Genomic DNA, 23,171 nt, shown 5'->3' on the forward strand with positions numbered 1-23,171 from the left:
GCTGTTACCTGGATAAGGTTAGATTTCTATAGCGGTTTCATTCGCTTTTGGCATCAAATCCATAAGCACGCTCTACGCGACCGATACGCACGCGATAGGTTTCATACCACTTCTGGCGCCCGAGCTTCTGCGCCACCAGATGGTCCACTTCGCGCTTCCATGCATGGATGCTGGCTTCGTCTGCCCAAAAAGAATTGGTGATGCCGAAACCTTCCGCATCGCGTGCGCTTTCAATGCCGAGATAGCCCGGCTGCTTCGCTGCAAGTTCTCCCATCTGAACCGCCATCTCGCCATAGCCATCATCCTCGCCGATGATACGCTGCGAAGCGAAGGTGACGATCAGATAAGGAGGCTCCGGTGTGACCGCAAAGCGGCTTGGTGCTGCAGACGAGGACATGGGCTTATCCGTTCGTGAAAGTGGTCGGAGAGGCTTCAGCTTTTTTCTATACTCATGACGACTATCGAACCGGCTTGCAACTGTGATGAAGCCGCACTGCCGCCCACAATGTTGAGGGCACATATCGGCGGTTGAGGCGCGGGAATTCATCGGCGCTAATAGCCCTCTTTCAAAGAGGGACATTATGCGAAGAACTTTACTTACTATTTCGGTCATTGTTACTTGTTCTGCTTCCCTTGCGGGTTGTGCAACGGATCAGCGTACGGCCAGATTTCAGTTGGAGCAGCAGAATGTAAGCGCAATCAACTGGATGCAGCAGTCAGGCGAGTATGATGCGCTGGCCTATCAGACGTTCAACGGTGCGCGTCTGGCTTTCGATGCAGCAAAACCGACAAAGGGAAGGCGGAAGGCTGTGATCGTCGATCTCGATGAGACCATGATCGATAATACCGCCTATGCCGGATGGCGCGTCAAGCAAAGCGCGCCATATACGGAGAAAACTTGGAGGCGCTGGATGGCAGCAAAGCAAGCACGTCCCATTGCCGGTGCCGTAGAGTTTGCCAGACATGTCAATGCGAATGGCGGCACGATGTTCTATGTCACGAACCGCGATGTGAAGTCGTTTGAGCCAACGGCAGCAAATATAAGAAAACTGGGGTTCCCCGGCGTATCTGCGAAAACACTTTTGTTGAATGGCGGTCAGTCCAACAAGCAGAGCCGTTTCGATGCCGTCAAGGCAGATGGCTTTGATGTTGTCGTTTACGTCGGTGACAATCTCAACGACTTTGGAGCTGCGACCTATCACAAGAACAATCAGCAGCGACGCACATTCGTAGAAGCCAACCGCGAAGCCTTCGGGACGAGGTTCTTCATGCTACCCAATCCGAGCTATGGTGACTGGGTTTCCGGGATGGCACCCGATTATTACAAACAATCGCCTGAAAAACAGCTCGAGATCAACCGCAAGTCCATCCGCAGTTGGGGCGGCTGAAATCCGGTATTGAATGAAACAAAAAAGCGGACCCGAAGGTCCGCTTTTCCGTAAGCTCTGAAGCGATAGATACTAGCGCTTGGAGAACTGGCCCTAAGCGCGTTAGCGCTTGGAGAACTGGCCCTAAGCGCGTTAACGCTTGGAGAACTGGAACGAACGGCGAGCCTTGGCCTTACCGTACTTCTTACGTTCAACAACGCGGCTATCGCGAGTCAGGAAGCCACCCTTCTTGAGAACCGTGCGCAGGCCCGGTTCGTAGTAGGTGAGGGCCTTGGAGATGCCGTGACGAACAGCACCGGCCTGACCGGAGAGACCGCCACCGGCAACGGTGGCAACGATGTCGAACTGACCAGCGCGATTCGAAGCAACGATCGGCTGCTGCAGGATCATCTGCAGGACCGGACGTGCGAAATACTTTTCGAATTCCTTGTCGTTGACGGTGATCTTGCCGGTGCCCGGCTTGACCCATACGCGTGCAACGGCGTCCTTACGCTTGCCGGTGGCATAAGCGCGGCCCTGTGCGTCCAGCTTCTGGACATGAACCGGAGCGGCAGCTTCGGTCTTGGCAACAGTGCCGAGTTCTTCGAGCGAGTTGAGCTGCTCAGCCATGATTATGCATTCCCTTTGTTCTTGCGGTTCAGCGCGGCGACGTCGAGGACTTCCGGCTGCTGAGCTTCCTGCTGATGGTTCGGGCCTGCATAGACGCGCAGGTTCTTCATCTGGCGACGGCCGAGCGGACCGCGCGGGATCATACGCTCAATGGCCTTTTCGACGACGCGTTCCGGGAAACGGCCTTCGAGAATCTGGCGAGCAGTGCGCTCCTTGATGCCGCCCGGATGACCGGTGTGCCAGTAATAGACCTTGTCGGTGTACTTCTTGCCGGTCAGAACAACCTTGTCGGCATTGATGATTACGACATTGTCGCCATCGTCAACGTGTGGGGTGAAGGTTGCTTTGTGCTTGCCGCGCAGGCGATTGGCGACGATGGTGGCGAGACGGCCGAGCACGAGGCCTTCGGCGTCGATCAGCACCCACTTCTTCACCACTTCAGCCGGCTTCTGAGAGAAAGTTGCCATTGAAGTCTTCCTTGACTTAATCCCCGATCTTGAAAATCAGGGCTTTTTTTGTTGCTTGTGTTGGATCGTGTCCAACCCGAACGAGCGGGCAAAAGATAACTTCTGCTCAACTCACTGGCGGGTCGATACACAATGTCCGAGTGGGCGTCAAGTCCTATATTCAGAGCTTTGTTTTAAAAATACAGTAAAATCAATGTGTTAAATGTTTGGTATTATAATACCTTATCTTTTTTGGATGCTTTACCGCGGCGGGATCGAGTAAGTTGCCGTTGCATGGGCCACCAGCTCGCCGCTTGTACCATCGGTCAGGCTGATATCGAGTACAGCAAGGCGTTTGCCGAGTTTCAGGAGGTGTGCGACGGCCTCGACCGTGCCGGGAGAGGGTTTACGCAGAAAGTTGATGTTCAGGTTCGTTGTCACGGCCAGTGCCACCGGGCCAATATGGGCCAGTATGGCAGCATAGGCCGTCACATCGGCGAGTGCAAAAAGCGAAGGGCCGGAAACAGTACCGCCGGGGCGTAGATGTTGTTCATCGGCATTAAGCTGCATGGTTGCGGAACCGTCACCAATTGCCGTGATCTCGAAAGCGTTGCCAAGTTGCGGAAACTCGCGCTTCATGAATGCGCGCAGCTCTTCAATGTTCATGACAGGGCTCAACGACCGGCTTGCCACCATGGCGGCATTCCGCTCCTGCGCGGTATTGATATTCATGCGCTCCTCCCAAATTTATTTATCAATAAAGGGAGCGCCACCCTTCATGCAAGCGCTCGCTCCAGCGACCGAAGAGGATAAAATGCAAAACCCTTCCGACGATCAGATCCGCGAGATCCTCCGTTCCGTCAAAACGATTGCGCTTCTTGGCGCGTCACCGAAGCCGGAGCGCCCGAGCAATGGCGTGATGGAATTCCTGCTTTCCAAGGGGTACCGCGTGATTCCGGTCAATCTGGGGCAGGTGGGAAAACACATTCATGGTCAGCGTGTCGTGGCGCGTCTGGCTGATATCGAAGAGCCAGTCGATATGGTGGATGTCTTCCGTGAGCCTTATTCGCTACCGGGTATAGTGGACGAAGTTCTTGCAATGAAGCACCGCCCGAAGATCTTTTGGACGCAGCTCGGCGTGGTGCATGAAGAAGCTGGAAACCGGGCCAGAGAAGCCGGTGTGACCGTCATCATGGATCGCTGTCCGGCAATCGAATATCCCCGCCTGATCGGTTGATGAGAGCTTTCGGATTTAATTTCTGCGAATCCAGTATTTGGCGGAAAATCCTCCTTTGCTTTCCTCGCTGTAGAGCCTAGGTTCCAGACCTGTTTGGGGTTTGGGACATAGGAGGATATGATGTCGAAACGCTCTCCCGGAATTGAAACACTTGCCGTTCACGCAGGGGCAAAGCCCGATCCGACGACAGGTGCCCGTGCAACGCCGATCTATCAGACGACCTCGTTCGTGTTTGAAGATGCGGACCACGCAGCTTCATTGTTCGGCCTGCAGGCGTTCGGCAATATCTATACGCGCATCACAAATCCGACGACCGCAGTTCTGGAAGAGCGCATTGCCGCACTCGAAGGCGGTACGGCGGCTGTAGCGACTGCATCCGGTCACGCAGCGCAGTTGCTTGTTTTCCATACGTTGCTTCAGCCGGGCGACAATTTCGTCGCCGCGCGCCAGCTTTACGGCGGATCGATCAATCAGTTCGGTCAGTCGTTCAAGTCCTTCGGCTGGCAGGTCCGCTGGGCCGATGCCACCAACCCGACCGATTTTGCAAAGCAGATCGACAGCAAGACACGTGCCATATTTATCGAAAGCTTCGCCAATCCGGGCGGCATCGTGGTGGACATCGAGGCTATCGCCGAAATTGCGCACAGAAACGGCCTGCCACTGATCGTGGACAACACGCTTGCATCGCCTTATCTGGTGCGCCCGATCGAACATGGTGCGGATATCGTCGTTCACTCGCTGACCAAGTTTATCGGTGGTCACGGCAATTCCATGGGTGGTATTCTGGTCGATGGCGGTACATTCGACTGGGCGAAGTCCGGCAACTATCCGCTTCTGACTGAACCGCGCCCGGATTATGCGGGTCTGGAACTGCACAAGACCTTTGGCAATATTTCCTTTGCAATCGCGGCCCGAGTGCTGGGTCTGCGCGATTTCGGCCCGGCCATTTCGCCGTTCAATGCGTTCCAGATCCTCACTGGTGCGGAAACCCTGCCGCTGCGCATGCAGCGTCACAGCGACAATGCTCTGAAGGTCGCATCCTGGCTGCATGGCCACGAGAAAGTGTCTTGGGTGAACTATGCCGGGCTGCCGCATGACAAATTTCATGCGCTCCAGCAGAAATATGCACCAAAGGGTGCCGGTTCGGTGTTTACCTTCGGTCTCAAGGGCGGTTACGACGCGGGCGTAAAGTTCGTCGACAGCCTCGACCTGTTCTCGCTGCTGGCCAATATTGGCGACACGCGCTCGCTGGTCATCCACCCGGCATCCACCACCCACCGTCAGCTGAGTGATGAGCAGAAGGTGGCGGCTGGCGCTGGCCCGGACGTGGTGCGCCTGTCTATCGGTATCGAGGATGCGGACGATATTATTGCCGATATCGAGCAGGCGCTGGCAAAGGTCTGATCCATGAGCCGGTTTCTCGATTTCGACCTGACCGGCATCGAACCGGAGGAAGGCGCGCCGCTACCGGAGCGCGTTCTTTCCGGTGCCCCGAAATTCCGCACATGGAATTTGGAGGAGAATACCGAGAGCACGCTCTTTGCTGGCATATGGGAGAGCACGCCAGGAAAGTGGCGCATCGAATATGATGAATGGGAGTTCTGTCACATCCTGTCCGGCCGGTCGGTCATCTGCGAAGAGGGTGGCGAAAGCCGCGAAGTCGTTGCAGGCGACAGTTTTGTCATCCGACCGGGGTTCAAGGGAAGCTGGGAAGTCATCGAGACCACCCGCAAGGAATATGTCATCAAGATCTGACATTGGTTCCTTCTATGCAAAACACCCGCCGGATTTCGGCGGGTGTTTTTGTTTTAGTTATGCGGACCACGCCTGATCGGCTGGATAACTGGCAGATTGCCCGGATTCGGACGACCTGCACCATCGTTGCCTGATGGCGGACGGTCCGGCCGCGGTGGACGCGGGCGATCCGGTCTGTTGGTGTCAGGACGACGTGGACGGTCCCGGTCGCGATAGCGGTAGTAATCACGGTCACGATAGTAGCGTGAATCTCTATAGTAGCGTGGATAACGTGGGTAGTTCCGATAATAGCTGCCACTATTGTAAACGACCCCCGTGCCGACATAACCGCCGCGAACATAATACGGATCAGAATAGCCAGAGCCGTAATAGCCCTCGGAAACACAACCGCTGAGCGTCAGACTGGCGGCGCCGATGCCGAGCGCCAGTAAAATGGATTTCAATGACATGTTCGCTACTCCCGAAAAGCCGGGGCCAGCGCTGGAATACGCAATAACCACGCGGCGAACCACTATTTAGAGGGATTATGCGCGTTTCTATCTGAAGCCCATAATCAATAAAGATTGCAGAGCGTTAGCTTGGTTAGCTGTGATCAAACCTCCGCATAAGGCCGTGAAATATGTTCCACACATACTTAGTAAACGCGTGGGGATTTCAAAAGTTGCTGTTGAGAAGGCAGAACGTCTCCGCAAAAAGCAAAACCGCCCCGAAGGGCGGTGGCATTATTGTCGCGTTTGCAGAGCCTATTAGTTGCCGCCAGCACCACCAATAGCGGTCGCAATGGCAGTGAACTGGGTGCGGATGGTGGTGCCGAGAGACGTCGTTGCACCGATGATGACGACAGCAATCAAAGCCGCGATGAGGCCGTATTCGATGGCGGTAGCGCCGGATTCGCTTTTACGAAAGCGTGCAATAAGCTTGGTCATGTGTTGCTCCTGAGATCATTCTTGCTTGTTTAGTGGTCTCTGTGACCTGAGAGCAAACTACCCGGCAAATATGTGCACCCTCTTAAGTTGCATGGTAAACGGAAGGTGAGTATCGCATATGATTAATAAAGTGCTGAATTAAAAACGAAAACTGCAATAGCGCCGTACGTTGTATTTAAGCGATGTCGAATATAAATCTTCAGGCAAGTAAAAGCCCCGCTTGCGCGAGGCTCTCTTTTTCTTGGAGGCTGTGATCTGCCTTACTGCGGCAGCTGGGCGCCAGCCTGCTTAACGGCATCAGCCATGGTCTGGCAGAGCTTCTCCTCGGAGACATTCTGTGCTTTTGCGCTGGTGGCAATATCCTGTTCCATACCCATCGCAGAGACCTTGCCCTGTTTGCCGGTTGCCTCAGCAGCCTCGGCCTTGCTCGTGTCGGATGGGGCAGGGATAAGCGCAATCATCTTTGTCTGGATTTCGATGGCTCCGCCATCGGTATAACCCTTTTCCTGGCAGTACTGGAGTACGCCAAGCTGGTTGCGGGCGGCATTATAAGCCATTTCCATCTGTTCAGGCGTTGCCTGTGCGAAGGCCATTGTAAGATTTGCACCGAGGAAAAGACCGGTCAAAGAAACACGTACCAGATTGCGCATGATAATTCATCTCCATGAGTCAAATACACGTTGAGATAGAGCGAATTTCCCGACGAAGGGAACTCAAGAAAAATTAATTAGTGAAATGAAATATAAAGGAAATACTTTCCATCCAAGATAGCTTCGATGTCATGAATATTTCAAGAAACAGACATGAGCGAAACTATCCCGCAGGTTGTACCAGATTGGCGATGAGCCGGAATGCACCGGGAACAAGCTTGTCGAGCTGATGATGCAGGACCAGGCTCGTATGGGTATGGCGGCCCTTGCCGATCTTTGCTGAAACAAGCGAACCGAAGAGCGGCTGTTCTCCCTCATCATGCATGGAAAGAAGCGGTTGGTAGACCTCATCCCATGCGGAAGCGAAATAAAGCCCGCGTTCCTTGTGCCATCCATTCCAGTCACGTTCGCTGATAATATTGGGGCCGACGAGCAAGGGATGCTCTGGATCGAGAACTGTAACTGCGGCATGGGGATTCGTAACGCGCCAGCGCAATGACGGGGAACCGATGGCTAATCTTCGCGGTGGTGTCCGATCCGGATGCCAGCCATCGGATGGCCGGTGATAGAGGGTCACCAGATGTCCGCCATCCTCGACGAATCGATGCAGATTGTCCGTTGCTGCGGCGAGATCAGCGTGCAGGCCGAAGGCGAATATACCGACCACGATGGTGGTGAATTGCGAAAGATCGCCGGAAAGATGGCGTGCTTCGACATCGGTGACATCAAATCCCATGCGTTTCAGCCAAAGACCAACGTTGTCTGCCCCAGCGCCGATATAGCCGATACGCGCATCGGGCAATTTCACGTCGAGGGCCAATACAGGCAGCACGGCAGGTTCACGCCAGACGGTTTTACCGATATGCGGATAGCTGGCGACGTGTGTCTGCCATGCAACACGTCCGTTGATCGTGGCCTGTAGCGCAGTCAAACCGGGCTCTGGATCGGAAGACCCACGTAGAACGGCATCCTGTCCGATTATACCGGCGCTCCAACCGTTTTGCGCTGTGAATGTGACTTGGCCGGTCTCGCCATCGACCACAAGCCGGATCGGCGAGGGATCCTGCTTGCCCGATATGATGACTGCTGGCGGATCAATCCTTAACGAGGCAGATGGAACAATGGCAAGTGCTTCTTCGAGATCGAAGCTGCACTCTGCCAGGTGATCGTCAAACTGCGCCTTTAACCGGATATAGGCCTGTCCGTTGCCGCCGAGTGACCGCCAAGCCGGTTCAAAAAGCGGGGAAAGTGCTGCCTCCTTTGCCAGTGACACAGCCAGAATTTCCCTCTCGGGCGTCACGTACTCGCAAGCGGTCGAACAGCTTTCTGGCAATATGGGGTCGGCTGTTATTGCGACTGCCGTCGCTCCGGGGCCGTATTCGACAACAAGGCGGGTTTCTCCACCTGTAGGCAATATGGCTTCTTCCAGATAAGCCCGCTCGAACAAAGACGCTGCTTCGATCAAGATGGCGTCGATTTCCCACTGCTTGCGTTCCAGCCTGTGCCCGTGCTGCACGAGGAAACCTTGCGGTGCGCTGGTCAGTACAGTTTTCAGGCTTTTCGCAGCACCGATAAGATTTTTGACAATGGTTTCGCGCTCAGGAAAAGCCGCAATAGTCCGCTCGACAGACAAATGAGCGTCAAGAAGCTGCTTCCGGGTTTCAAGTGTCAGTCCATCGACCTCAGCCAGTGTTGCGAGAGATTCCGGAATACCTTCAAGAATTGTTGTTTCAGCACAGCTTTCCGGCAGTTTCAGATGCAGCGGCCATTCGCTCTTGGGCGTTTCCGGCCAGCGCCCCATGCCTTGCGTGGCGTGACAGGCACGCGACCATTCACCGATACGGTCGTAATCGGCACCGGTCGCAGCGTCGCGACCCGCCGCGTGAACGGTCAATGTCGTATCGGGCGGAGGAAGCTCGTCATCATAGGTGTCGCCGCCGCCTGACCAGGCAGGGAGATAGAATTTTGCCACCTGCCACGGCATCAATCCCTCGGCAAAATGTTCGGGAAAGGCATCGGGATCGGCGGCGAGCCGTATGGCCGTTTCCGCCGCCCGCGTCATGGCGCGGTGGTGGCCATGCTGGCCGGGAACATCAAGAAAGGTCGGCAGCACGATATCCGGACGCTCGGTGCGATAGGCGCGTACGAGCCGCTCGACGGTTTTCTTCTCACCCCAGTGGGCAAAGGTACCGTCACCATCCTTGGAGAAACCGAAGTCGTGGACGGAATCGTCTGGACCATGGCCGAGCCAATGCACGTCACAATCGAGAATGCGTGCAGCTTCTTCCATCTCACGGCTGCGGATCACGCCGAGCGCACCACCACGTTCCGGGCCAAGCGCATTTTGCCCGCCTTCGCCGCGTGTCGAACAGGCGATCACCACCCGCATACCAAGTCCGAACCGCAAATAGGCCATCAGGCCGCTCTGCTCATCGTCAGGGTGCGCACCCGTATGCATCAGCGTGACAGTCGAGCGCAGCCTGCTTAGAGCGCGATGCAGACGGACGAGGGCAGGAGACGACTTCTGGCGCTCGATGCGCTGAAGGGCGGTGAGCATGGTCAGATTTCCGAATTGGTATCAAGCTTCGGCGTCATGGCCTCGAACATCGGCAGTGATGCAGCACCCAGGGCGGCGGTGAACTGTCCCGTCTGCCCTCGGATGACCCGTGGCAACGCACGGGCGCGGCGGCTAGCAACCGAAATCGGCAAGCCACCCATATGCCAGATCAGGTCGTCGATGATCGCATCGGGCAACATGCCGCCCAGAATGATCGTCTCGGGATCGAGAATGTTTTCGATCATGGCAATCATCGGAGCCAGATGGTCGGCGGCCTCCTGTACCCAGCCCATCAGAACTGGGTTGCGGTTTCCATGCAGCTTTTCCAGCGCGTCGAAATCGGTGTCCTCAATCCCTGCTGCGTGAAGTTTTTCCCGCAAGGTATGAAGGGAGGCATAGGTTTCGAGGCAGCCCTTCTGGCCGCAGGCGCAGCTGCGCCCATTAGGCGTGATGACGATATGACCGATTTCACCGGCATTGCCGAAAGCGCCGCGAAACGGTGCGCCGTCCTGAATCATGCCAAGCCCGATACCGGCACCGAAATAAATCATGGCGAAATTGGAAATCGCGTGTCCTGCGCCGAACAGGCGTTCGCCGACGGCGGCGGCATTCGCGTCGTTTTCGACCAGAACGGATTCGCCGCAGGCTTCGCTCAGAACCGCCGCTGCATCGATCCCGGACCAGCCGGGCAGGGTGGTCGGACCGACAGAACTCATGCCTTCGATGTCGAACGGACCTGGCATCACGACACCTATTCCAAGCAGGCGCGCGGGAAACGAAGTCTTCACCGCATCGACTTCTTTTCGCAATTGTGTGGAGAGCCTGTCGGGGCTGACATCCTGAATGGGGCGCACATGCTGCGTGCGCGGCTTGCCGGAAAGATCAAGCACCGTCGTCACCATATGCGTCGAACCCATTTCCACACCGATGGTCATCGCGCCTTCGGGGTTGACGGCAAACTGGATCGGCGGCTGGCCGCGCCCCGTTTTCAGTCGCCCCAGCTGCATGAGCAGATTCTCTGAAACCAGCTCATCGACGATATTGGCGATGGCCTGTGCGGTCAGATGCGTAAGGCGGGCGATATGCATCCGGCCGAGAGGACCGTGGCGGCGCACGACATCAAGCACTACACGTCGGTTATGGTCACGAATTCGCTCGGGATTCTTGCCGAGAGTGACCGCAAGCGACCCACCTTGTACGGCGGCAGGCGTATTGGCCCGCCCGTCTTCGGATTGCCCATCTGATTTCGATGTCATGGTCCCTCCTGTCTCCCGTCAAAAGAGATAACGCGAGCCGCTTTTAACAGCAATATATTAATTCAACTAAATTATCTTATTGACAAAACGCTCGCAACATTGAACCGTAAGGGCAGGGTGGTGAAGAACCGCCTTGGCTCATGTCGGGGAAGTGGGTTCCTGCATGAGGAAAAATGGGCGCTGCGCATCATCTGCGCGGCATGTGGTGGAATATGCGGATTGTGCGAAGCACTGCCGCGGCCGTGCCTGGCGACCGCATTCGAACCGGTGGGCGGGGCATTAGGGAGGTTTAAATGCGTAAGCTGTTATTGGCAGGTTTGGTTGCGGGGCTCAGCACCTTTGCGATCAATGCCGCTCAGGCTGTCGAAATCGAATATTGGCAGTATGTCTTCGAGACACGCGTCAAGGCGATGGACAAGCTGATCGAGAATTTCGAGAAGGCCAATCCGGACATCAAGGTCAAGCAGGTCACGTTCCCGTACGACGACTATCAGACGCGCGTAATCGCAGCGAAGATGGCGGGCAAGAGCCCGGACGTGATGCAGCTTTTCTACGGCTGGCTGGACAAGTTCGTGGCTGGCGGCATTCTGCAGCCGCTGCCGCAGGACACGTTCCCGCATGACAAGATTGAGAGCGAATTCTTCCCGATTGTTTCGGCGATGAAGCGCGGCGATGAGTATTACGGTCTGCCGACTGCTGTGCGCTCGCTGGCCCTGTTCTACAACAAGAAGCTCTTCACCGACGCTGGCCTCGACCCGAACAATCCGCCCAAGACGCTGGATGAAATGGTCGAAGCTGCCAAGAAGACGACGAAGCGCGACGCTTCCGGCAATCTTCTGGCCGAAGGCATCACGCTCGATATGCCGGGACAGGACCAGCATTGGTGGCGTGAAGTTCTGGTGCGCCAGTTCGGCGGCCAGCCATATACCGACAATGACCGCAAGGTTGCTTATAACGACGCCGCCGGTGAAAAGGCGCTTGCCTTCTATACTGGCCTCCAGACCGAACATAAGGTCGGCGAAGTCAAGTTCATGGATGAAGGGCAGGCTGCTTTCCGCGCTGGCATGGCGGCCATGACCATCGACGGCACCTTCCGTCTCGGTTCGTTCCGCACCATCAAGGACTTCGAATGGGGCGTGACCGAGCTTCCGGCCAATGCCGAAGGCGTGCGTTCCAACTATGCGAGCTACTTCGCCAACGGCATTAGCGCCAAGGCAAGCGGCGAGAAACTTGAAGCTGCCAAGAAGTTCCTGAACTACATCTCCTCGCCGGAAGCCATGGAAATCTGGCTGAAGGATGTGGGCGAACTGCCTGCACGCCGTTCGGCAGCCCTGACGGAAACGAACCTTGCCGATCCGATCTACGGCCCGTTCCTGAAGGGTCTGGAATATGCGCACACGACCATGTTCGTGGACGAGCTGAAGCAGCGCCAGATCGCTGTCGATATGGCCAATCGCGTTATTCTCGAAAAGCAGCCGGTCAAGGAATCTCTCGATCAGGCAGCCAAGGCCGAGCAGGATGTGCTCGACGCCGCCAAGTAACAGGCTTGAAATGCGGCGGGGCAGGGCCTCGCCGCTCTTCTCGCGGCACGGCTAATCCGTAGCCGAAGGATCTTGAAACATGACAATGTCTGTAGCCGGGACGGCTGAAACAGGCGGCACGGGGAAGGGGCCTTCGGGCAACCGCCTGACGGATCGCCTTTCCATGCGCACGAGACGGTTGATCTGGGTGTGGAGCTTTCTGGCTCTCCCGATCCTGTTCTATTCGGTCATCCGCTTTTACCCGACGCTGGAGGCTTTCTGGCTGTCTCTCACGGACTGGGACCTGATGAACCCGCCAAAGTTCATCGGCTTCGCCAATTACCAGAAGCTCTTTGCCGATCCGGAATTCTGGAAAGTGTTCAGGAACACTTTCACCTATCTGCTGGTCGGCACACCGATCAGCCTCGTGGTGGCGTTCGTAATCGCCTATTTTCTGGATCGTGTGCGCATCATGCACGGCTTCATTCGGGCGCTCTATTTCCTGCCCTATCTCACCACGGCAGCGGCCATGGCATGGGTCTGGCGCTGGTTCTATCAACCTGCTCCCATCGGCTTCATCAACAATATTCTGAGCGCCGTCGGGCTTCCGCAGCAAGGCTTCCTGCGCTCTGTCGATCAGGGTCTCTATGCCATCATGGCGACGTCCATCTGGGCGGGTCTTGGCTTCCAGATCATTATCTTCATGGCTGGCCTGCGCGCTGTTCCCAACACCTTCTATGAAGCTGCACGCATTGACGGTCTCGGTGAATGGGCGATCCTGCGCAAGATCACGATCCCGCTTCTGAAGCCCACCACGGTGTTCCTCGTCGTCTTCTCGTCCATCGGTTTCCTGCGCATCTTCGATCAGGTCTACAACATGACCACGAACGATCCCGGCGGACCGCTCGGCTCCACCAAGCCGCTGGTGCTGATGATCTATCAGACGGCCTTCTCCTCCTATGCGATGGGTTATGCGGCTGCGCAAACCGTCGTTCTCTTCACTATCCTGCTTTGCGTCTCGCTGTTGCAGCTCTGGATCCTGAGGGAAAAGAAATGACAGCGTCCGCTCAAAACAAACCACTGCCGTTCCAGAACCTGCGGCCCGGTCGCATCCTGACATGGACGCTGCTGCTTATCGGCGGCCTCATCATGGTCACGCCGCTGGCCTTCATGTTCTCCACCTCGCTCAAGACGGCAGGGCAGGTCTACGATCTGCGTCTGATCCCGGCAGAGCCGACATTGCAGAACTATGTCACTATCCTTGCCGATGGGCGCTTCCTGCGCTGGTTCCTGAATTCCATGATCGTTGCGGTCGTGGTCACGCTGTCGAATGTCTTCTTCGACAGTCTCGTCGGCTATACGCTGGCGAAATTCCAGTTCCGCGGTCGCTATTTCATCTTCCTCGCCATTCTGTCCACGCTGATGATCCCCACCGAAATGCTGGTGATCCCATGGTATCTGATGTCGAGCAAGCTTGGCTGGCTGGACAGCTATTGGGGCATCATGTTCCCCGGCATGATGACGGCCTTCGGCACGTTCCTCATGAAGCAATTCTTCGAAGGCGTTCCCAATGATTTTCTGGAAGCTGCCCGCGTCGACGGCCTCAACGAATTCCAGATCTGGTGGAAAGTTGCCATGCCGCTGGTGACGCCAGCACTCTCGGCGCTCGCGATCTTCACCTTCCTCGGCAACTGGACCGCATTCTTCTGGCCGCTGATCGTTGCGACCAGCCCGGAGCTTTACACGCTGCCGGTCGGGCTTTCGAGCTTCGCCGTCGAGCAATCCATCCAGTGGGAAATGATCATGACCGGCGCGGCAATCGCCACGCTTCCCACGCTCGTCGTCTTTCTTCTTCTCCAGCGTTACATCGTGCGCGGTGTCATGCTTGCTGGCCTCAAGGGTTGAACCATGTCCGATCTCGATCCACGGCTGTCCGATAAAAGCGTCTTCCCCGATCCGGTTTACAAGGAAACCGTGCTTCGCCCGCTTTTTGACGGCGCCAAGACCCATCATGTCGACGGCTTCCGCAGCATCGACCGCGCCCATCTCGTTATGCTGACCGAAACCGGCATTCTCGACCGTGCGCAGGCAGCGGCCATTGCGGGTGCGCTGGAAGCTATCAACAAGGAAATCGATCCTTCGAAGCTCACCTATACGGGTGAGGTGGAAGACTTTTTCTTCCTCATCGAGAAGGAGCTAAAGGCGCGCATTGGTGCCGACACTGCCGGTCGCCTTCACACGGCGCGCTCACGCAACGATATTGACCACACGCTGTTCAAGCTTGGTCTGAAGGATCGTATCGATACGCTGATGACGCAGGCCCGCAATCTGCTTGATGCAATGATTGCTGCTGCCGAGCGTGAAAAGGAGACACTGATCGTCGCCTATACGCATGGTCAGCCTGCGCAGCCATCGACCTTCGGTCACTATCTTTCGGCGGCAGTCGAGGTTCTCATCCGGGATATGGAACGGATGGAAGCCGCGCGCGCCATCGTCAACCTGTCACCCATGGGGGCGGCGGCCATCACCACCTCAGGCTTCCCGATCGATCGCGCACGAGTGGCGAGCCTGTTGGGCTTTGCTGCCCCCTTGCCGAATTCCTATAGCTGCATTGCAGCGGTGGATTACATCACCTCGACCTATTCGGCGTTGGAGCTGATGTTCGTGCATCTGGGACGCCTCATCCAGGACTTCCAGTTCTGGACCAGTTTCGAGGTCGGCCAGATTTACGTGCCGAATGCCTTCGTGCAGATTTCATCAATCATGCCGCAAAAGCGCAATCCGGTTCCGATCGAACATATGCGCCATCTGGCGAGCCAGACCATGGGTCGCGCCCGCACTGTTCTGGACGTGATGCACAATACGCCGTTCACCGACATGAATGACAGTGAGGGCGAAACTCAAGCGATGGGTTATGAGGCATTCGCATCCGCTGGTCGCGTGCTCGATCTTTTGGCCGCATTCATCGGCGCGATCCGTATCGATCCGGCCCGTGTGGCGGAAAATATCCGCCGCTCCTGCATCACGATCACGGAACTGGCGGATTCGCTGGTGCGCATCGAAGGTCTTTCGTTCCGGCAGGCGCATGAAATCGCAGCCAGGGTTGCGCGCGCTGTCGTCGCCATGGGCGGCGGTCTGGAGAAGGATGGGTTTGAACCTTTCCTTGACGCTTTCCGCGAGTCCGCCGGGCGCGAGCCATCCTTCGGGCGCGAAAAGTTTGAGGAACTGGTCTCCCCGCAACATTTCGTGGCTGTGCGTGATCGTCTCGGCGGTCCGGCACCGACAGCGATGAATGCAGCACTTGCGCGGCATAAGGCGGAAGCTGATCGCTTCAAGGCAGTCGCTTTCGACCATGCAGCCGCCGAAGCAAAGGCTGCCCGCGAACTCAATGAAAAATTCAGTGCACTTGTGGAGGCACGCTGATGGCAACCATCGAACTTGAAAAGCTGGTCAAGCGTTACGGCAAGGTCGAGGCGGTCCGGGCAATCGATCTCCAGATCAAGGACGGCGAGTTCGTCGTTTTTGTCGGCCCCTCCGGCTGTGGCAAGTCCACGACTTTGCGCATGATCGCAGGGCTTGAGGACATTTCCGGCGGTCATCTGAAGATCGGCGGCGAGGTCGTCAACGAACGTGATCCGAAGCAGCGCAACATCGCCATGGTGTTCCAGAACTATGCGATTTATCCGCATATGACCGTGCGCCAGAATATCGGCTTTGGGCTTTACACGTCGAAACTGTCGAAGGCCGAGAAGGACAAGCGTATCGAGGAAACCGGCAAGGCGCTCGGGCTGGAACCTTATCTCGACCGTCGCCCGGCAGCATTGTCCGGTGGTCAGCGCCAGCGCGTCGCTATCGGTCGCGCCATGGTGCGCAATCCGTCTGCTTTTCTTTTCGATGAGCCGCTGTCGAACCTCGACGCCCAGCTTCGCGCGCAGATGCGTATTGAAATCAAACGCTTGCATCAGCGTCTCAAGACGACGACCGTTTACGTGACACATGACCAGGTTGAAGCCATGACCATGGCCGACCGCATCGTCGTCATGCGTGACGGTCGCATTCTCCAGACCGGAACGCCGACCGAGCTTTATGAAAACCCGATTGATGTTTTTACGGCGCGCTTCATCGGCAGCCCGTCGATGAACCTGATTGCGGGTCGCCGCAATGGATCAGGCGTGGAACTTGCACCTGATGGCGACATTCTGGTCGGCGTCCGCCCGCATGATCTGAAAGTTGAGGAAGGCACACCCGATGGCCTTTCGCTCACGGGCACTGTGACGGCCGTTGAGCCGCTCGGCGCCGAAACGCTGGTTCATTTGGACGTTAACGGCGTCTCGGTGATTGCAACTGCTCCGGGCAAGATCATTCCCGCAACGGGCGGTACGCTTTCCGTGTCGGCGCCTGCCGGAAGCCTGTATCTCTTCAATGCCAAGACCGAGAAAAGTCTGGGCCGCCTATGATGCCGCAACAATTCAAACGGCATTTCAAGTCTCCGGCTGTCCTCAGTATCGGGCGGATTTACTGCGACCTTATCTTCACTGGGCTGCAATCACTGCCGCAGCCCGGACGAGAGGTTTTTGCCGAAAACATGAAGATGGCGGCAGGCGGAGGGGCCTTCATTTCGGCTGCCCATCTTGCCCACGCGGGTAGGGCGGTGGCGCTGGTCGCACGTCTCGGCTTTGACGGCCTGTCACGCGGGCTTGAACCGGACCTGAAGATCGACGGTGTCGATCTGCGCTTTCTGGAACGGGCTGACGATGCCGGGCCGCAGGTGACGGTGGCAAGCGTGATCGACAACGACCGCGCATTCCTCTCGCGCCGTGCCGGTTCGGCGTTGCCTTCGACGCTCGAAGCCGCGTTGCAATGGAAGGATGCGGGGCATCTGCACATTGCTGAATTCGCAACGCTGCACGAAATCCCTGAGCTCGTGCAGCAGGCAAAGGCGGCAGGCCTTTCAGTCTCGCTCGACCCCAGCTGGGATGAAGCGCTGATTTACGATCCGGGTTTGCTCGCGGCCTGTGAGGGCGTCGATATATTCCTTCCCAATCGCGAGGAGGCGCAGGCCATCACTGGCCACGATGATCCGGCAAAGGCGCTCAATGCGCTTGCGAAGCACTTTCCAATCGTGGCTCTCAAGGGCGGTGGAGAAGGGGCGTGGCTGCGCACTGCCGATGCGGACCTTCATATGGCGGCAAAGGACGTGCCGGTTATCGATACGACCGGGGCAGGCGATGCTTTTAATGCCGGCTTCATCGATGCATGGCTAGAAGGTCATGATGCATATCGGGCGCTTGCAGCCGGTATCGAATATGGAAGCCTCGCCGTACAGGCAGCAGGTGGCGCATCCATCCTCCGTGCCCCCGACCGCTTGGCCGGATAATTATTCAGGCGGCGGCGTGATACTCGCCGCCCCGACAATCCAGTTCAGTTGCTTTTCGTGACATTGTTGACGCCAGATTGCCGATCGCACTGGACCTTTTCACGGCGTTTTTCGGTTGGCTATTCTCTTGTTGGCTTATCCGTTGGTGAAGACACGGAAAGGGCTGTAGAAAAATACAAGAAAGACGCCGAATGCTGATTTTTGCACTTGCGCTTGTCGCGCGAATTGCCTAAACGGCTCTCACAGCGACTGGCCAGACACTTGGCGAAACAGTCGGGCGATTAGCTCAGTTGGTAGAGCGCTTCGTTTACACCGAAGATGTCGGGAGTTCGAGTCTCTCATCGCCCACCATTTACCCCCTTGAAATTGTTTGCAAATTTTGACTGAATAGATTGTGCGGTTGTTTGCGTTTCTCGCCTAGCAACAGCCTAGCAACTGTGTTGCTGTTGCTACAAACCTCTTGCGCAACGGTGCGAGCATTCTTCCTCAAAACTCCCTAAAGTTCCTGCGGCATCATTCAATTAAATTTGGAATGATATCGGATATACGCTCGAATTTTGACACATGACGTCCTGGAAAATCCCGGTTCGCCCTTAGTCGCCACGATTCAATGGATGAAGCGTCTTGGAGAACCGACTCTACGTTCGGGTCAGGATCTAGATGAGAAACGCCAAGCTGGTTTTCGAGCGCTGAAGGGCCTGAGACCGTCGATTGATGAACAGCACAGTGAATAGTTCGTGATTTTTACGGGAAGCGAAGCGGAGGGGCGGAGAGGGGATAATGAATAGACAGCTTTTGTTTTTCACAAACCAAATGTCGACGTCGATCTGTACACTCGTCAACAATTCGGCCGCCAATTGGACGCCGCCAGCATATTGGCGCTAGTTTGATACACGTCCAAACATTGAAAACAGACATATGGAAAAATGTGATTATTATCATATGTGCCATTTGAAACGACCGCACAGGGACCGGAAGCAGACTCCGGTCCAGCCAAGAATGTAGTGAAGTGGGCATCATTAGCTGTCGGCACAACCACCTGATTGCCAGTCAAGATTCTTCGTGGCTACCCGTCCCAGGCTCTTACGACCCGAACGGAACCGTGAACGTGCGGTTGGATTTAATTGGACACGTTCAAGGGCGGTCGTTAGCGCCGTCAACCTGTTCTGGCTTCACATTTCCAGACCTGCCTTACGGCTTTCCAGTGTTGAGATAAGATTGAACCCAATTGACCGGAAGGGCTCAGGTACAATCCAACTTGCCGTACCCATTACACCAGACATTGCTGTATGCTCGCCCTTGCCCAGCATAAGTTCGGCAAGGTGTCGCCCAAGCATTGTACCTTTCGCGATACCACTGCCATTGCAGCCACCCGATGCATAGAGGCCGTCCTCAACGCGACCCCACCACGGCGCCCCATTCATCGTGAACGCAGTCGTACCAGCCCACAAATATTCGAACTGCACATCTTTGAGATTAGGCCATCGGCGTTCAAAACGATCTCTGAGCTTGCTTACAGCTTCGCGCTCACCGAGTTCGGCCTCATGCGCATAAAGACTGCGCACCATAATCCGGTTAGGACCAATGCGACGCAACGTCGTGCCAAGCCGATGCGAGGGCAACAATCCCCATGCCTCGGACTCGCCTAGTTCATCAACCCGGCTATCGGCAATTTCTTCAGTCACCGCAGCATAAGTATAAATGGTCGCCATACGTGATTTCAGATAGCCGAACTTTCGGATGAATGCGTTGGTCGCCAGCGCCACGTTCTTACATTTTACAACGCCACCTGGCGTCTCCAAAACCCAGCCGTCGCGCTTGGTCAACGTTGTAACCGGTGTGTTTTCATAGATCGCAATGTCGTTTGGTAGTGCATCGGCAAGACCACGGATCAGGGCCGCGGGTTGTAGCAACCAAGTATCCTGCATGTGGATGCCGAAGCGATAATACGCGCTCCCGATACGACGATTAATGTCCTCGCGCGACAGGAGAGTATGAGCAATATTATTGACGCGAGCTACTTCGGCGACTTTGCGTAAAGAGGCTTCGCCGAGTTCTGTTGCTGCACCGCGGATCGATCCCACCTGCCGCATATCACAATCAATATTATTTTCACGGATGATCCGCATCAACCATTCAAAAGCTTCGGTGAAGAAGCTCGACTGAAGACGTGCCTTTTCAGCCATTTCTATCGAGGCATTGCGCGGCAGCACGTCGGACCCTGTGAAACCTGAGTTTCGGGCGGAAGAACCTTCCCCCACCGTCGTCGCTTCAATTACTGCGATACTGGCGTCAGGGTCCAATTCACGCAATCGACGTGCGATAGCGAAACCGGTAAACCCGGCTCCGACGATTGCGTAATCGACCGCAATGTCTTGATTAAGTGCAGCGTGCTGCTGGCGCGGCGGGAGCATGGCATTCCAACCGCACAGATTGGAATAACGAGGATAGGTTAGCTTTGTCATATTGGTGCCTGAAAGATTTCGGGATAGTGCATCGCACCATCCCGATTGCTCTTATCATTCCTTGAAGTGAGCTTGTTCAGTGAGTAGCGGGCCCAGCGACATCGAACCCTTGAGCTCGAAGCCCCAGTCAAGCTTCTCGTTTCTGATCCAGACCTGGGCCGTTTCTGTCACCGGCACAGCACAAACATCAGCGACGATCAGCTTTTGTGCTTCCTGCCAGAGTTCCATCTGCTTTTTGGGATCAATCTCGGTGCGAGCGGCCTCGATCTGCTTGTCGGCGACTGAGCAATGGCTGAAGTTCGTTACTTGCCCCGGAGCCCCAATCGCGCTGCTGGAATGATAGAACTGCGTCAGAAACGTATCCGCAACGGGGAAGCGTGCCGCGCCGTAATCAACAAGCGGGCTTAAATCCTTGCGGATCATCTGATGCCAGGTCGCGTGCTCAACCGGTTCAAGCTCAAGCTTGATGCCAGCCTTGGCGAGTTGCGCCTGCAAAAGCTGGTCCGTCGTCGCATAGCTAGGCATCTGGCTTGAAATCATCTTGACGGTGAGACCGTTGGGATACCCCGCTTCTGCTAGCAGTGCTTTGGCCTTCTCCACATCTGGCTGGATGAGGCCCGGATCGGGATTGAGCCCGAGATTGTTTGAAGGAATGACTGACTTTGCAACACGCGTGAATTCAGGCCCACGAAACTGTGCGATCTGTTCAGGATTGATCGCGTAAGCAACGGCCTGCCGTACCTTGATATCGTCAAAAGGTTTCTGGTTGCGGTTGATATGCACCACTGTCAGTTCGGCAGGATCGAAGATGTCGACCTTGGCGCCGGGCGTTTCCTTCATCCGCTGCAACCAGCGCCGATCGGCATTGCCGGCGGATACATCGATTTCACCTGCGGTAAAGGCAAGATCACGGCCTGCCGCTGCATTAAGGAAACGATATGTCACCTTTTCGATCTTCGGCTTGCCACGGAAGTATTTTTCATGAGCGGTAAAATGGACCGCAACGCCGGGTTCGATTGATTCAAACTGGAAAGGCCCAAAGCCGACAGGATTGCGGGTAAAACCCTCTCCACGCTCTTCGTACGCCTTCTTGCTGATGATAAAGCCACCCGAATAGTTGGTCACCAGACCGAGCAAGCTCGGGACTTGATTTGCAAGCGTTATGCGCACAGTGTGCGGGTCTACAGCCTCGACGCTCTTGACGGCCTTATAGTCCGTTGCGAATGCAGAGCGCTTCGGATCGGCCGCCTTTTGCAGACTGAAAACGACGTCGTCGGCCGTCACTTCACCATAGCCATGTTGCCATTGCACGCCGGGCCGCAGCTTGAAGGTCCAGACCAGATTATTGTCTGTTGCTTCCCAACTCTCCGCAAGATCTCCTTCAATCGTCGCCGGATCAGTAGAGCCGGGCGCAAATCTGACCAGCCCTCCGAATATCCATGCGACAAGGGTACGGTCAGAGGTACTGGCGGCAAAATGCGGATCGAGATTGCCAATATCAGCAGCTGCCGCACCGAGCCGTAATTCGGTCTGTGTTGCGGAAGCTGAGAGCGTACCAAGTGCCGTAAAGGCCATAAGAGCGGCAAGTGCCGGTGGTCCCATGATGCTTTTCAGTTTCATGCCTGTTCCCTTCTTATTGCAGATTATTGTCTTGAGATTTGCTGAGCGCACTGAGCAGTGGGGTGAAGCCTGCTTCGTTCAGTTGGCTGATCGCGGAAATAATGCTGTCCTGACTTTGGGTACTCAGACTGACACGCCCGATATTCTTGAACTTGTGAGCGACCTGATCCCAGCTCATCGGGTTCGCCACATCGCCAAGCGGGTGGTCGATAACCAGCTCTTTTTCACCGTCGCCTTGATCGATCAGAACACGCGCTGGCGTGCGAACTGGAAACGCCGTGGCAAAATCGATCGACGTTTCAAGTTCGATCCGGTTCGCAAGGCCGAGGACCTCTATGTCTTTTAGACTGTCGGGATCGACGGGCTGAAGCGCCTCCTGCCCACGCAGCGCCGCAAGCGCGCAGCTGAAATAGAAACTATACTGGCCGCCCTCCAACGTGCTTGGGGTGCGCTCATTGGCGAGACGAAGCCCCTGCGGGAAGGTTTCGATGCGGAGCCTGTGAATATGACGCCCATCCTGACGCATTTTCAGGATAGCATCGATGGCAGCATGCATATAACGGCAGCATGCATAAGGCTTGAGATAACACTTCTGCAGCTCCCACACCTCGCCAAGCTGCCCCAGCAAGATTTTGCGATCATAGCGATCTTCATTGTTGAGCAGGTCTAACGGTCCGGTTGCTCCCGCCCTTGCGCGATAAGCCCCGGTGATACCGGCAACGACAGCAGGTGGGATTCCTTCTTTTACCGTGCTGCCCTGAAACTTGGAGGAGCCCGTCGGGAAAACGATAGGGCCTTCAGAGCCTGCAATCGCCAGCGCATGTGCCATTTCTTCAGCGTCAAGACCGAGCAAGCGTCCGGCAGCTGCAGCCGCACCATAGCTGACCCACCTGCCACTGGCATAAGTCTCGATGGTGTTGGTGGGGCGTGATGTGGCAACACGCAGAGCGACGTCATAGCCCAGTGCAATGGCATCCAGCATCTCCGCATCCGATGCATTGATGGATTGGCCGACAGCAAGTGCTGCAGGAATGACGCCAGCCCCCGCATGGCCTGCCGCTCCACGATGGCCATCATCAATATCGAGCGCACTGGCCGCCGCACTATTGGCCATGGCAGCGCCCACAACGCTCAGCTTCAAATCCGTGAGCCAGACCTGAGCTACGCCTGAACCGTAGACATCGGATGCTGCTTGCCTCGCCGAAGCAGCCAGGCGTGAATGAAGGCCTGCTGCGGTTGCGCCCATCAAGTCGAGCAGCAGCAGCGAGATGGCTTCGCGCGTTTCCGATGGCAACGCGCCTTTGGGGTGGCCAGACACAAATTCAGCAAGTTGAGTTAGGGCATGCATTTCCGAAGGACTCCAAT

Annotated in this window: 22 protein-coding genes and 1 tRNA gene; 11 read left to right on the forward strand and 12 right to left on the reverse strand. The window is 56.2% G+C overall.

From position 1 onward, the window contains the following. Nucleotides 1-37: 37 nt before the first annotated feature. Nucleotides 38-397, reverse strand: coding sequence for an antibiotic biosynthesis monooxygenase family protein (locus OHI65_RS13910; protein ID WP_029925081.1), 360 nt, complete (start codon nt 395-397; stop codon nt 38-40). A 184-nt stretch (nt 398-581) separates the two neighbouring features. Here OHI65_RS13910 and OHI65_RS13915 point away from each other — a divergent pair, with 184 nt between their 5' ends. Beyond that, the gene (locus OHI65_RS13915; protein ID WP_264359053.1) at nt 582-1,388 is read left to right on the forward strand and encodes a 5'-nucleotidase, lipoprotein e(P4) family; all 807 of its coding nucleotides are present in this window, start codon (nt 582-584) and stop codon (nt 1,386-1,388) included. A 132-nt stretch (nt 1,389-1,520) separates the two neighbouring features. Here OHI65_RS13915 and rpsI read toward each other — a convergent pair whose 3' ends face one another. The 3 genes from rpsI to OHI65_RS13930 form a co-directional block, all read right to left on the reverse strand. After that, nucleotides 1,521-1,997, reverse strand: coding sequence for a 30S ribosomal protein S9 (gene rpsI, locus OHI65_RS13920; protein WP_006466519.1), 477 nt, complete (start codon nt 1,995-1,997; stop codon nt 1,521-1,523). Nucleotides 1,998-1,999: 2 nt separating this feature from the next. Next, nucleotides 2,000-2,464, reverse strand: coding sequence for a 50S ribosomal protein L13 (rplM, locus tag OHI65_RS13925; RefSeq protein ID WP_010661122.1), 465 nt, complete (start codon nt 2,462-2,464; stop codon nt 2,000-2,002). Between the two features lie 240 nt (nt 2,465-2,704). Continuing rightward, a complete protein-coding gene (locus OHI65_RS13930; RefSeq protein ID WP_012092319.1) occupies nt 2,705-3,175 on the reverse strand; it encodes a PaaI family thioesterase in 471 nt (156 codons plus the stop codon). An 82-nt stretch (nt 3,176-3,257) separates the two neighbouring features. Here OHI65_RS13930 and OHI65_RS13935 point away from each other — a divergent pair, with 82 nt between their 5' ends. The 3 genes from OHI65_RS13935 to OHI65_RS13945 all read left to right on the forward strand — a co-directional run bounded on the left by OHI65_RS13935 (nt 3,258) and on the right by OHI65_RS13945 (nt 5,435). Then, nucleotides 3,258-3,680, forward strand: coding sequence for a CoA-binding protein (locus tag OHI65_RS13935; RefSeq protein WP_264359054.1), 423 nt, complete (start codon nt 3,258-3,260; stop codon nt 3,678-3,680). 120 nt (nt 3,681-3,800) lie between these two features. Beyond that, complete coding sequence (locus OHI65_RS13940) at nt 3,801-5,084, forward strand: O-acetylhomoserine aminocarboxypropyltransferase (RefSeq protein ID WP_264359168.1); 1,284 nt, start codon at nt 3,801-3,803, stop codon at nt 5,082-5,084. A 3-nt stretch (nt 5,085-5,087) separates the two neighbouring features. Then, on the forward strand, nt 5,088-5,435 hold the full coding sequence (locus OHI65_RS13945) for a cupin domain-containing protein (protein ID WP_264359055.1): 348 nt from the start codon (nt 5,088-5,090) through the stop codon (nt 5,433-5,435). Between the two features lie 53 nt (nt 5,436-5,488). Here OHI65_RS13945 and OHI65_RS13950 read toward each other — a convergent pair whose 3' ends face one another. The 5 genes from OHI65_RS13950 to OHI65_RS13970 form a co-directional block, all read right to left on the reverse strand. After that, nucleotides 5,489-5,884, reverse strand: a complete 396-nt coding sequence (locus OHI65_RS13950) for a hypothetical protein (RefSeq protein ID WP_264359056.1) — start codon at nt 5,882-5,884, stop codon at nt 5,489-5,491. Between the two features lie 297 nt (nt 5,885-6,181). Then, nucleotides 6,182-6,361, reverse strand: coding sequence for a Flp family type IVb pilin (locus tag OHI65_RS13955; protein WP_012092314.1), 180 nt, complete (start codon nt 6,359-6,361; stop codon nt 6,182-6,184). A 260-nt stretch (nt 6,362-6,621) separates the two neighbouring features. Continuing rightward, nucleotides 6,622-7,011 carry a pore-forming ESAT-6 family protein gene (locus OHI65_RS13960; RefSeq protein WP_061347410.1) on the reverse strand — a complete coding sequence of 130 codons (390 nt, stop codon included), beginning with the start codon at nt 7,009-7,011 and terminating at the stop codon, nt 6,622-6,624. 163 nt (nt 7,012-7,174) lie between these two features. Next, a complete protein-coding gene (locus OHI65_RS13965) occupies nt 7,175-9,568 on the reverse strand; it encodes a PIG-L family deacetylase (protein WP_264359057.1) in 2,394 nt (797 codons plus the stop codon). Between the two features lie 2 nt (nt 9,569-9,570). Further along, entirely contained in the window at nt 9,571-10,824 is a 1,254-nt protein-coding gene (locus OHI65_RS13970) for an ROK family protein (RefSeq protein WP_029925059.1), read from the reverse strand. Between the two features lie 293 nt (nt 10,825-11,117). Here OHI65_RS13970 and OHI65_RS13975 point away from each other — a divergent pair, with 293 nt between their 5' ends. The 7 genes from OHI65_RS13975 to OHI65_RS14005 all read left to right on the forward strand — a co-directional run bounded on the left by OHI65_RS13975 (nt 11,118) and on the right by OHI65_RS14005 (nt 18,072). Continuing rightward, nucleotides 11,118-12,365: an extracellular solute-binding protein gene (locus OHI65_RS13975; RefSeq protein ID WP_010661132.1), complete on the forward strand. Its 1,248-nt coding sequence runs from the start codon at nt 11,118-11,120 to the stop codon at nt 12,363-12,365. Between the two features lie 85 nt (nt 12,366-12,450). After that, nucleotides 12,451-13,401, forward strand: a complete 951-nt coding sequence (locus tag OHI65_RS13980; RefSeq protein ID WP_413541934.1) for a carbohydrate ABC transporter permease — start codon at nt 12,451-12,453, stop codon at nt 13,399-13,401. Then, nucleotides 13,398-14,249, forward strand: coding sequence for a carbohydrate ABC transporter permease (locus OHI65_RS13985; protein WP_010661134.1), 852 nt, complete (start codon nt 13,398-13,400; stop codon nt 14,247-14,249). Before OHI65_RS13980 ends, OHI65_RS13985 begins: the two co-directional genes overlap by 4 nt. Nucleotides 14,250-14,252: 3 nt before the next feature. Beyond that, nucleotides 14,253-15,767, forward strand: a complete 1,515-nt coding sequence (argH, locus tag OHI65_RS13990) for an argininosuccinate lyase (protein ID WP_264359059.1) — start codon at nt 14,253-14,255, stop codon at nt 15,765-15,767. Next, nucleotides 15,767-16,801: an ABC transporter ATP-binding protein gene (locus tag OHI65_RS13995; protein ID WP_125334929.1), complete on the forward strand. Its 1,035-nt coding sequence runs from the start codon at nt 15,767-15,769 to the stop codon at nt 16,799-16,801. The genes argH and OHI65_RS13995 overlap by 1 nt, the downstream gene beginning before the upstream one ends. Then, the gene (locus tag OHI65_RS14000; RefSeq protein WP_125334927.1) at nt 16,798-17,721 is read left to right on the forward strand and encodes a carbohydrate kinase family protein; all 924 of its coding nucleotides are present in this window, start codon (nt 16,798-16,800) and stop codon (nt 17,719-17,721) included. The genes OHI65_RS13995 and OHI65_RS14000 overlap by 4 nt, the downstream gene beginning before the upstream one ends. Before the next feature lie 275 nt (nt 17,722-17,996). Then, nucleotides 17,997-18,072 (forward strand) — tRNA-Val (locus OHI65_RS14005). Nucleotides 18,073-18,893: 821 nt separating this feature from the next. Here OHI65_RS14005 and OHI65_RS14010 read toward each other — a convergent pair. From OHI65_RS14010 to OHI65_RS14020, 3 genes are read right to left on the reverse strand one after another with little or no spacing between them, the layout of a single operon-like run. Next, a complete protein-coding gene (locus OHI65_RS14010; protein ID WP_264359060.1) occupies nt 18,894-20,186 on the reverse strand; it encodes an NAD(P)/FAD-dependent oxidoreductase in 1,293 nt (430 codons plus the stop codon). 54 nt (nt 20,187-20,240) lie between these two features. Beyond that, on the reverse strand, nt 20,241-21,806 hold the full coding sequence (locus tag OHI65_RS14015; RefSeq protein ID WP_012092305.1) for an ABC transporter substrate-binding protein: 1,566 nt from the start codon (nt 21,804-21,806) through the stop codon (nt 20,241-20,243). A 13-nt stretch (nt 21,807-21,819) separates the two neighbouring features. Further along, nucleotides 21,820-23,154: an MmgE/PrpD family protein gene (locus OHI65_RS14020; RefSeq protein ID WP_151689739.1), complete on the reverse strand. Its 1,335-nt coding sequence runs from the start codon at nt 23,152-23,154 to the stop codon at nt 21,820-21,822. Nucleotides 23,155-23,171 lie beyond the last annotated feature (17 nt).

Origin of the sequence: Brucella sp. MAB-22 (assembly GCF_025908475.1) — a bacterium.
GTDB lineage: Bacteria > Pseudomonadota > Alphaproteobacteria > Rhizobiales > Rhizobiaceae > Brucella > Brucella anthropi.

Bases quoted from the DNA above. Each gene is read 5' to 3' on its own strand.
- OHI65_RS13910 (WP_029925081.1), bottom strand. From the start codon at position 397: ATGTCCTCGTCTGCAGCACCAAGCCGCTTTGCGGTCACACCGGAGCCT.
- OHI65_RS13915 (WP_264359053.1), top strand. From the start codon at position 582: ATGCGAAGAACTTTACTTACTATTTCGGTCATTGTTACTTGTTCTGCT.
- rpsI (WP_006466519.1), bottom strand. From the start codon at position 1,997: ATGGCTGAGCAGCTCAACTCGCTCGAAGAACTCGGCACTGTTGCCAAG.
- rplM (WP_010661122.1), bottom strand. From the start codon at position 2,464: ATGGCAACTTTCTCTCAGAAGCCGGCTGAAGTGGTGAAGAAGTGGGTG.
- OHI65_RS13930 (WP_012092319.1), bottom strand. From the start codon at position 3,175: ATGAATATCAATACCGCGCAGGAGCGGAATGCCGCCATGGTGGCAAGC.
- OHI65_RS13935 (WP_264359054.1), top strand. From the start codon at position 3,258: ATGCAAAACCCTTCCGACGATCAGATCCGCGAGATCCTCCGTTCCGTC.
- OHI65_RS13940 (WP_264359168.1), top strand. From the start codon at position 3,801: ATGTCGAAACGCTCTCCCGGAATTGAAACACTTGCCGTTCACGCAGGG.
- OHI65_RS13945 (WP_264359055.1), top strand. From the start codon at position 5,088: ATGAGCCGGTTTCTCGATTTCGACCTGACCGGCATCGAACCGGAGGAA.
- OHI65_RS13950 (WP_264359056.1), bottom strand. From the start codon at position 5,884: ATGTCATTGAAATCCATTTTACTGGCGCTCGGCATCGGCGCCGCCAGT.
- OHI65_RS13955 (WP_012092314.1), bottom strand. From the start codon at position 6,361: ATGACCAAGCTTATTGCACGCTTTCGTAAAAGCGAATCCGGCGCTACC.
- OHI65_RS13960 (WP_061347410.1), bottom strand. From the start codon at position 7,011: ATGCGCAATCTGGTACGTGTTTCTTTGACCGGTCTTTTCCTCGGTGCA.
- OHI65_RS13965 (WP_264359057.1), bottom strand. From the start codon at position 9,568: ATGCTCACCGCCCTTCAGCGCATCGAGCGCCAGAAGTCGTCTCCTGCC.
- OHI65_RS13970 (WP_029925059.1), bottom strand. From the start codon at position 10,824: ATGACATCGAAATCAGATGGGCAATCCGAAGACGGGCGGGCCAATACG.
- OHI65_RS13975 (WP_010661132.1), top strand. From the start codon at position 11,118: ATGCGTAAGCTGTTATTGGCAGGTTTGGTTGCGGGGCTCAGCACCTTT.
- OHI65_RS13980 (WP_413541934.1), top strand. From the start codon at position 12,451: ATGTCTGTAGCCGGGACGGCTGAAACAGGCGGCACGGGGAAGGGGCCT.
- OHI65_RS13985 (WP_010661134.1), top strand. From the start codon at position 13,398: ATGACAGCGTCCGCTCAAAACAAACCACTGCCGTTCCAGAACCTGCGG.
- argH (WP_264359059.1), top strand. From the start codon at position 14,253: ATGTCCGATCTCGATCCACGGCTGTCCGATAAAAGCGTCTTCCCCGAT.
- OHI65_RS13995 (WP_125334929.1), top strand. From the start codon at position 15,767: ATGGCAACCATCGAACTTGAAAAGCTGGTCAAGCGTTACGGCAAGGTC.
- OHI65_RS14000 (WP_125334927.1), top strand. From the start codon at position 16,798: ATGATGCCGCAACAATTCAAACGGCATTTCAAGTCTCCGGCTGTCCTC.
- OHI65_RS14010 (WP_264359060.1), bottom strand. From the start codon at position 20,186: ATGACAAAGCTAACCTATCCTCGTTATTCCAATCTGTGCGGTTGGAAT.
- OHI65_RS14015 (WP_012092305.1), bottom strand. From the start codon at position 21,806: ATGAAACTGAAAAGCATCATGGGACCACCGGCACTTGCCGCTCTTATG.
- OHI65_RS14020 (WP_151689739.1), bottom strand. From the start codon at position 23,154: ATGCATGCCCTAACTCAACTTGCTGAATTTGTGTCTGGCCACCCCAAA.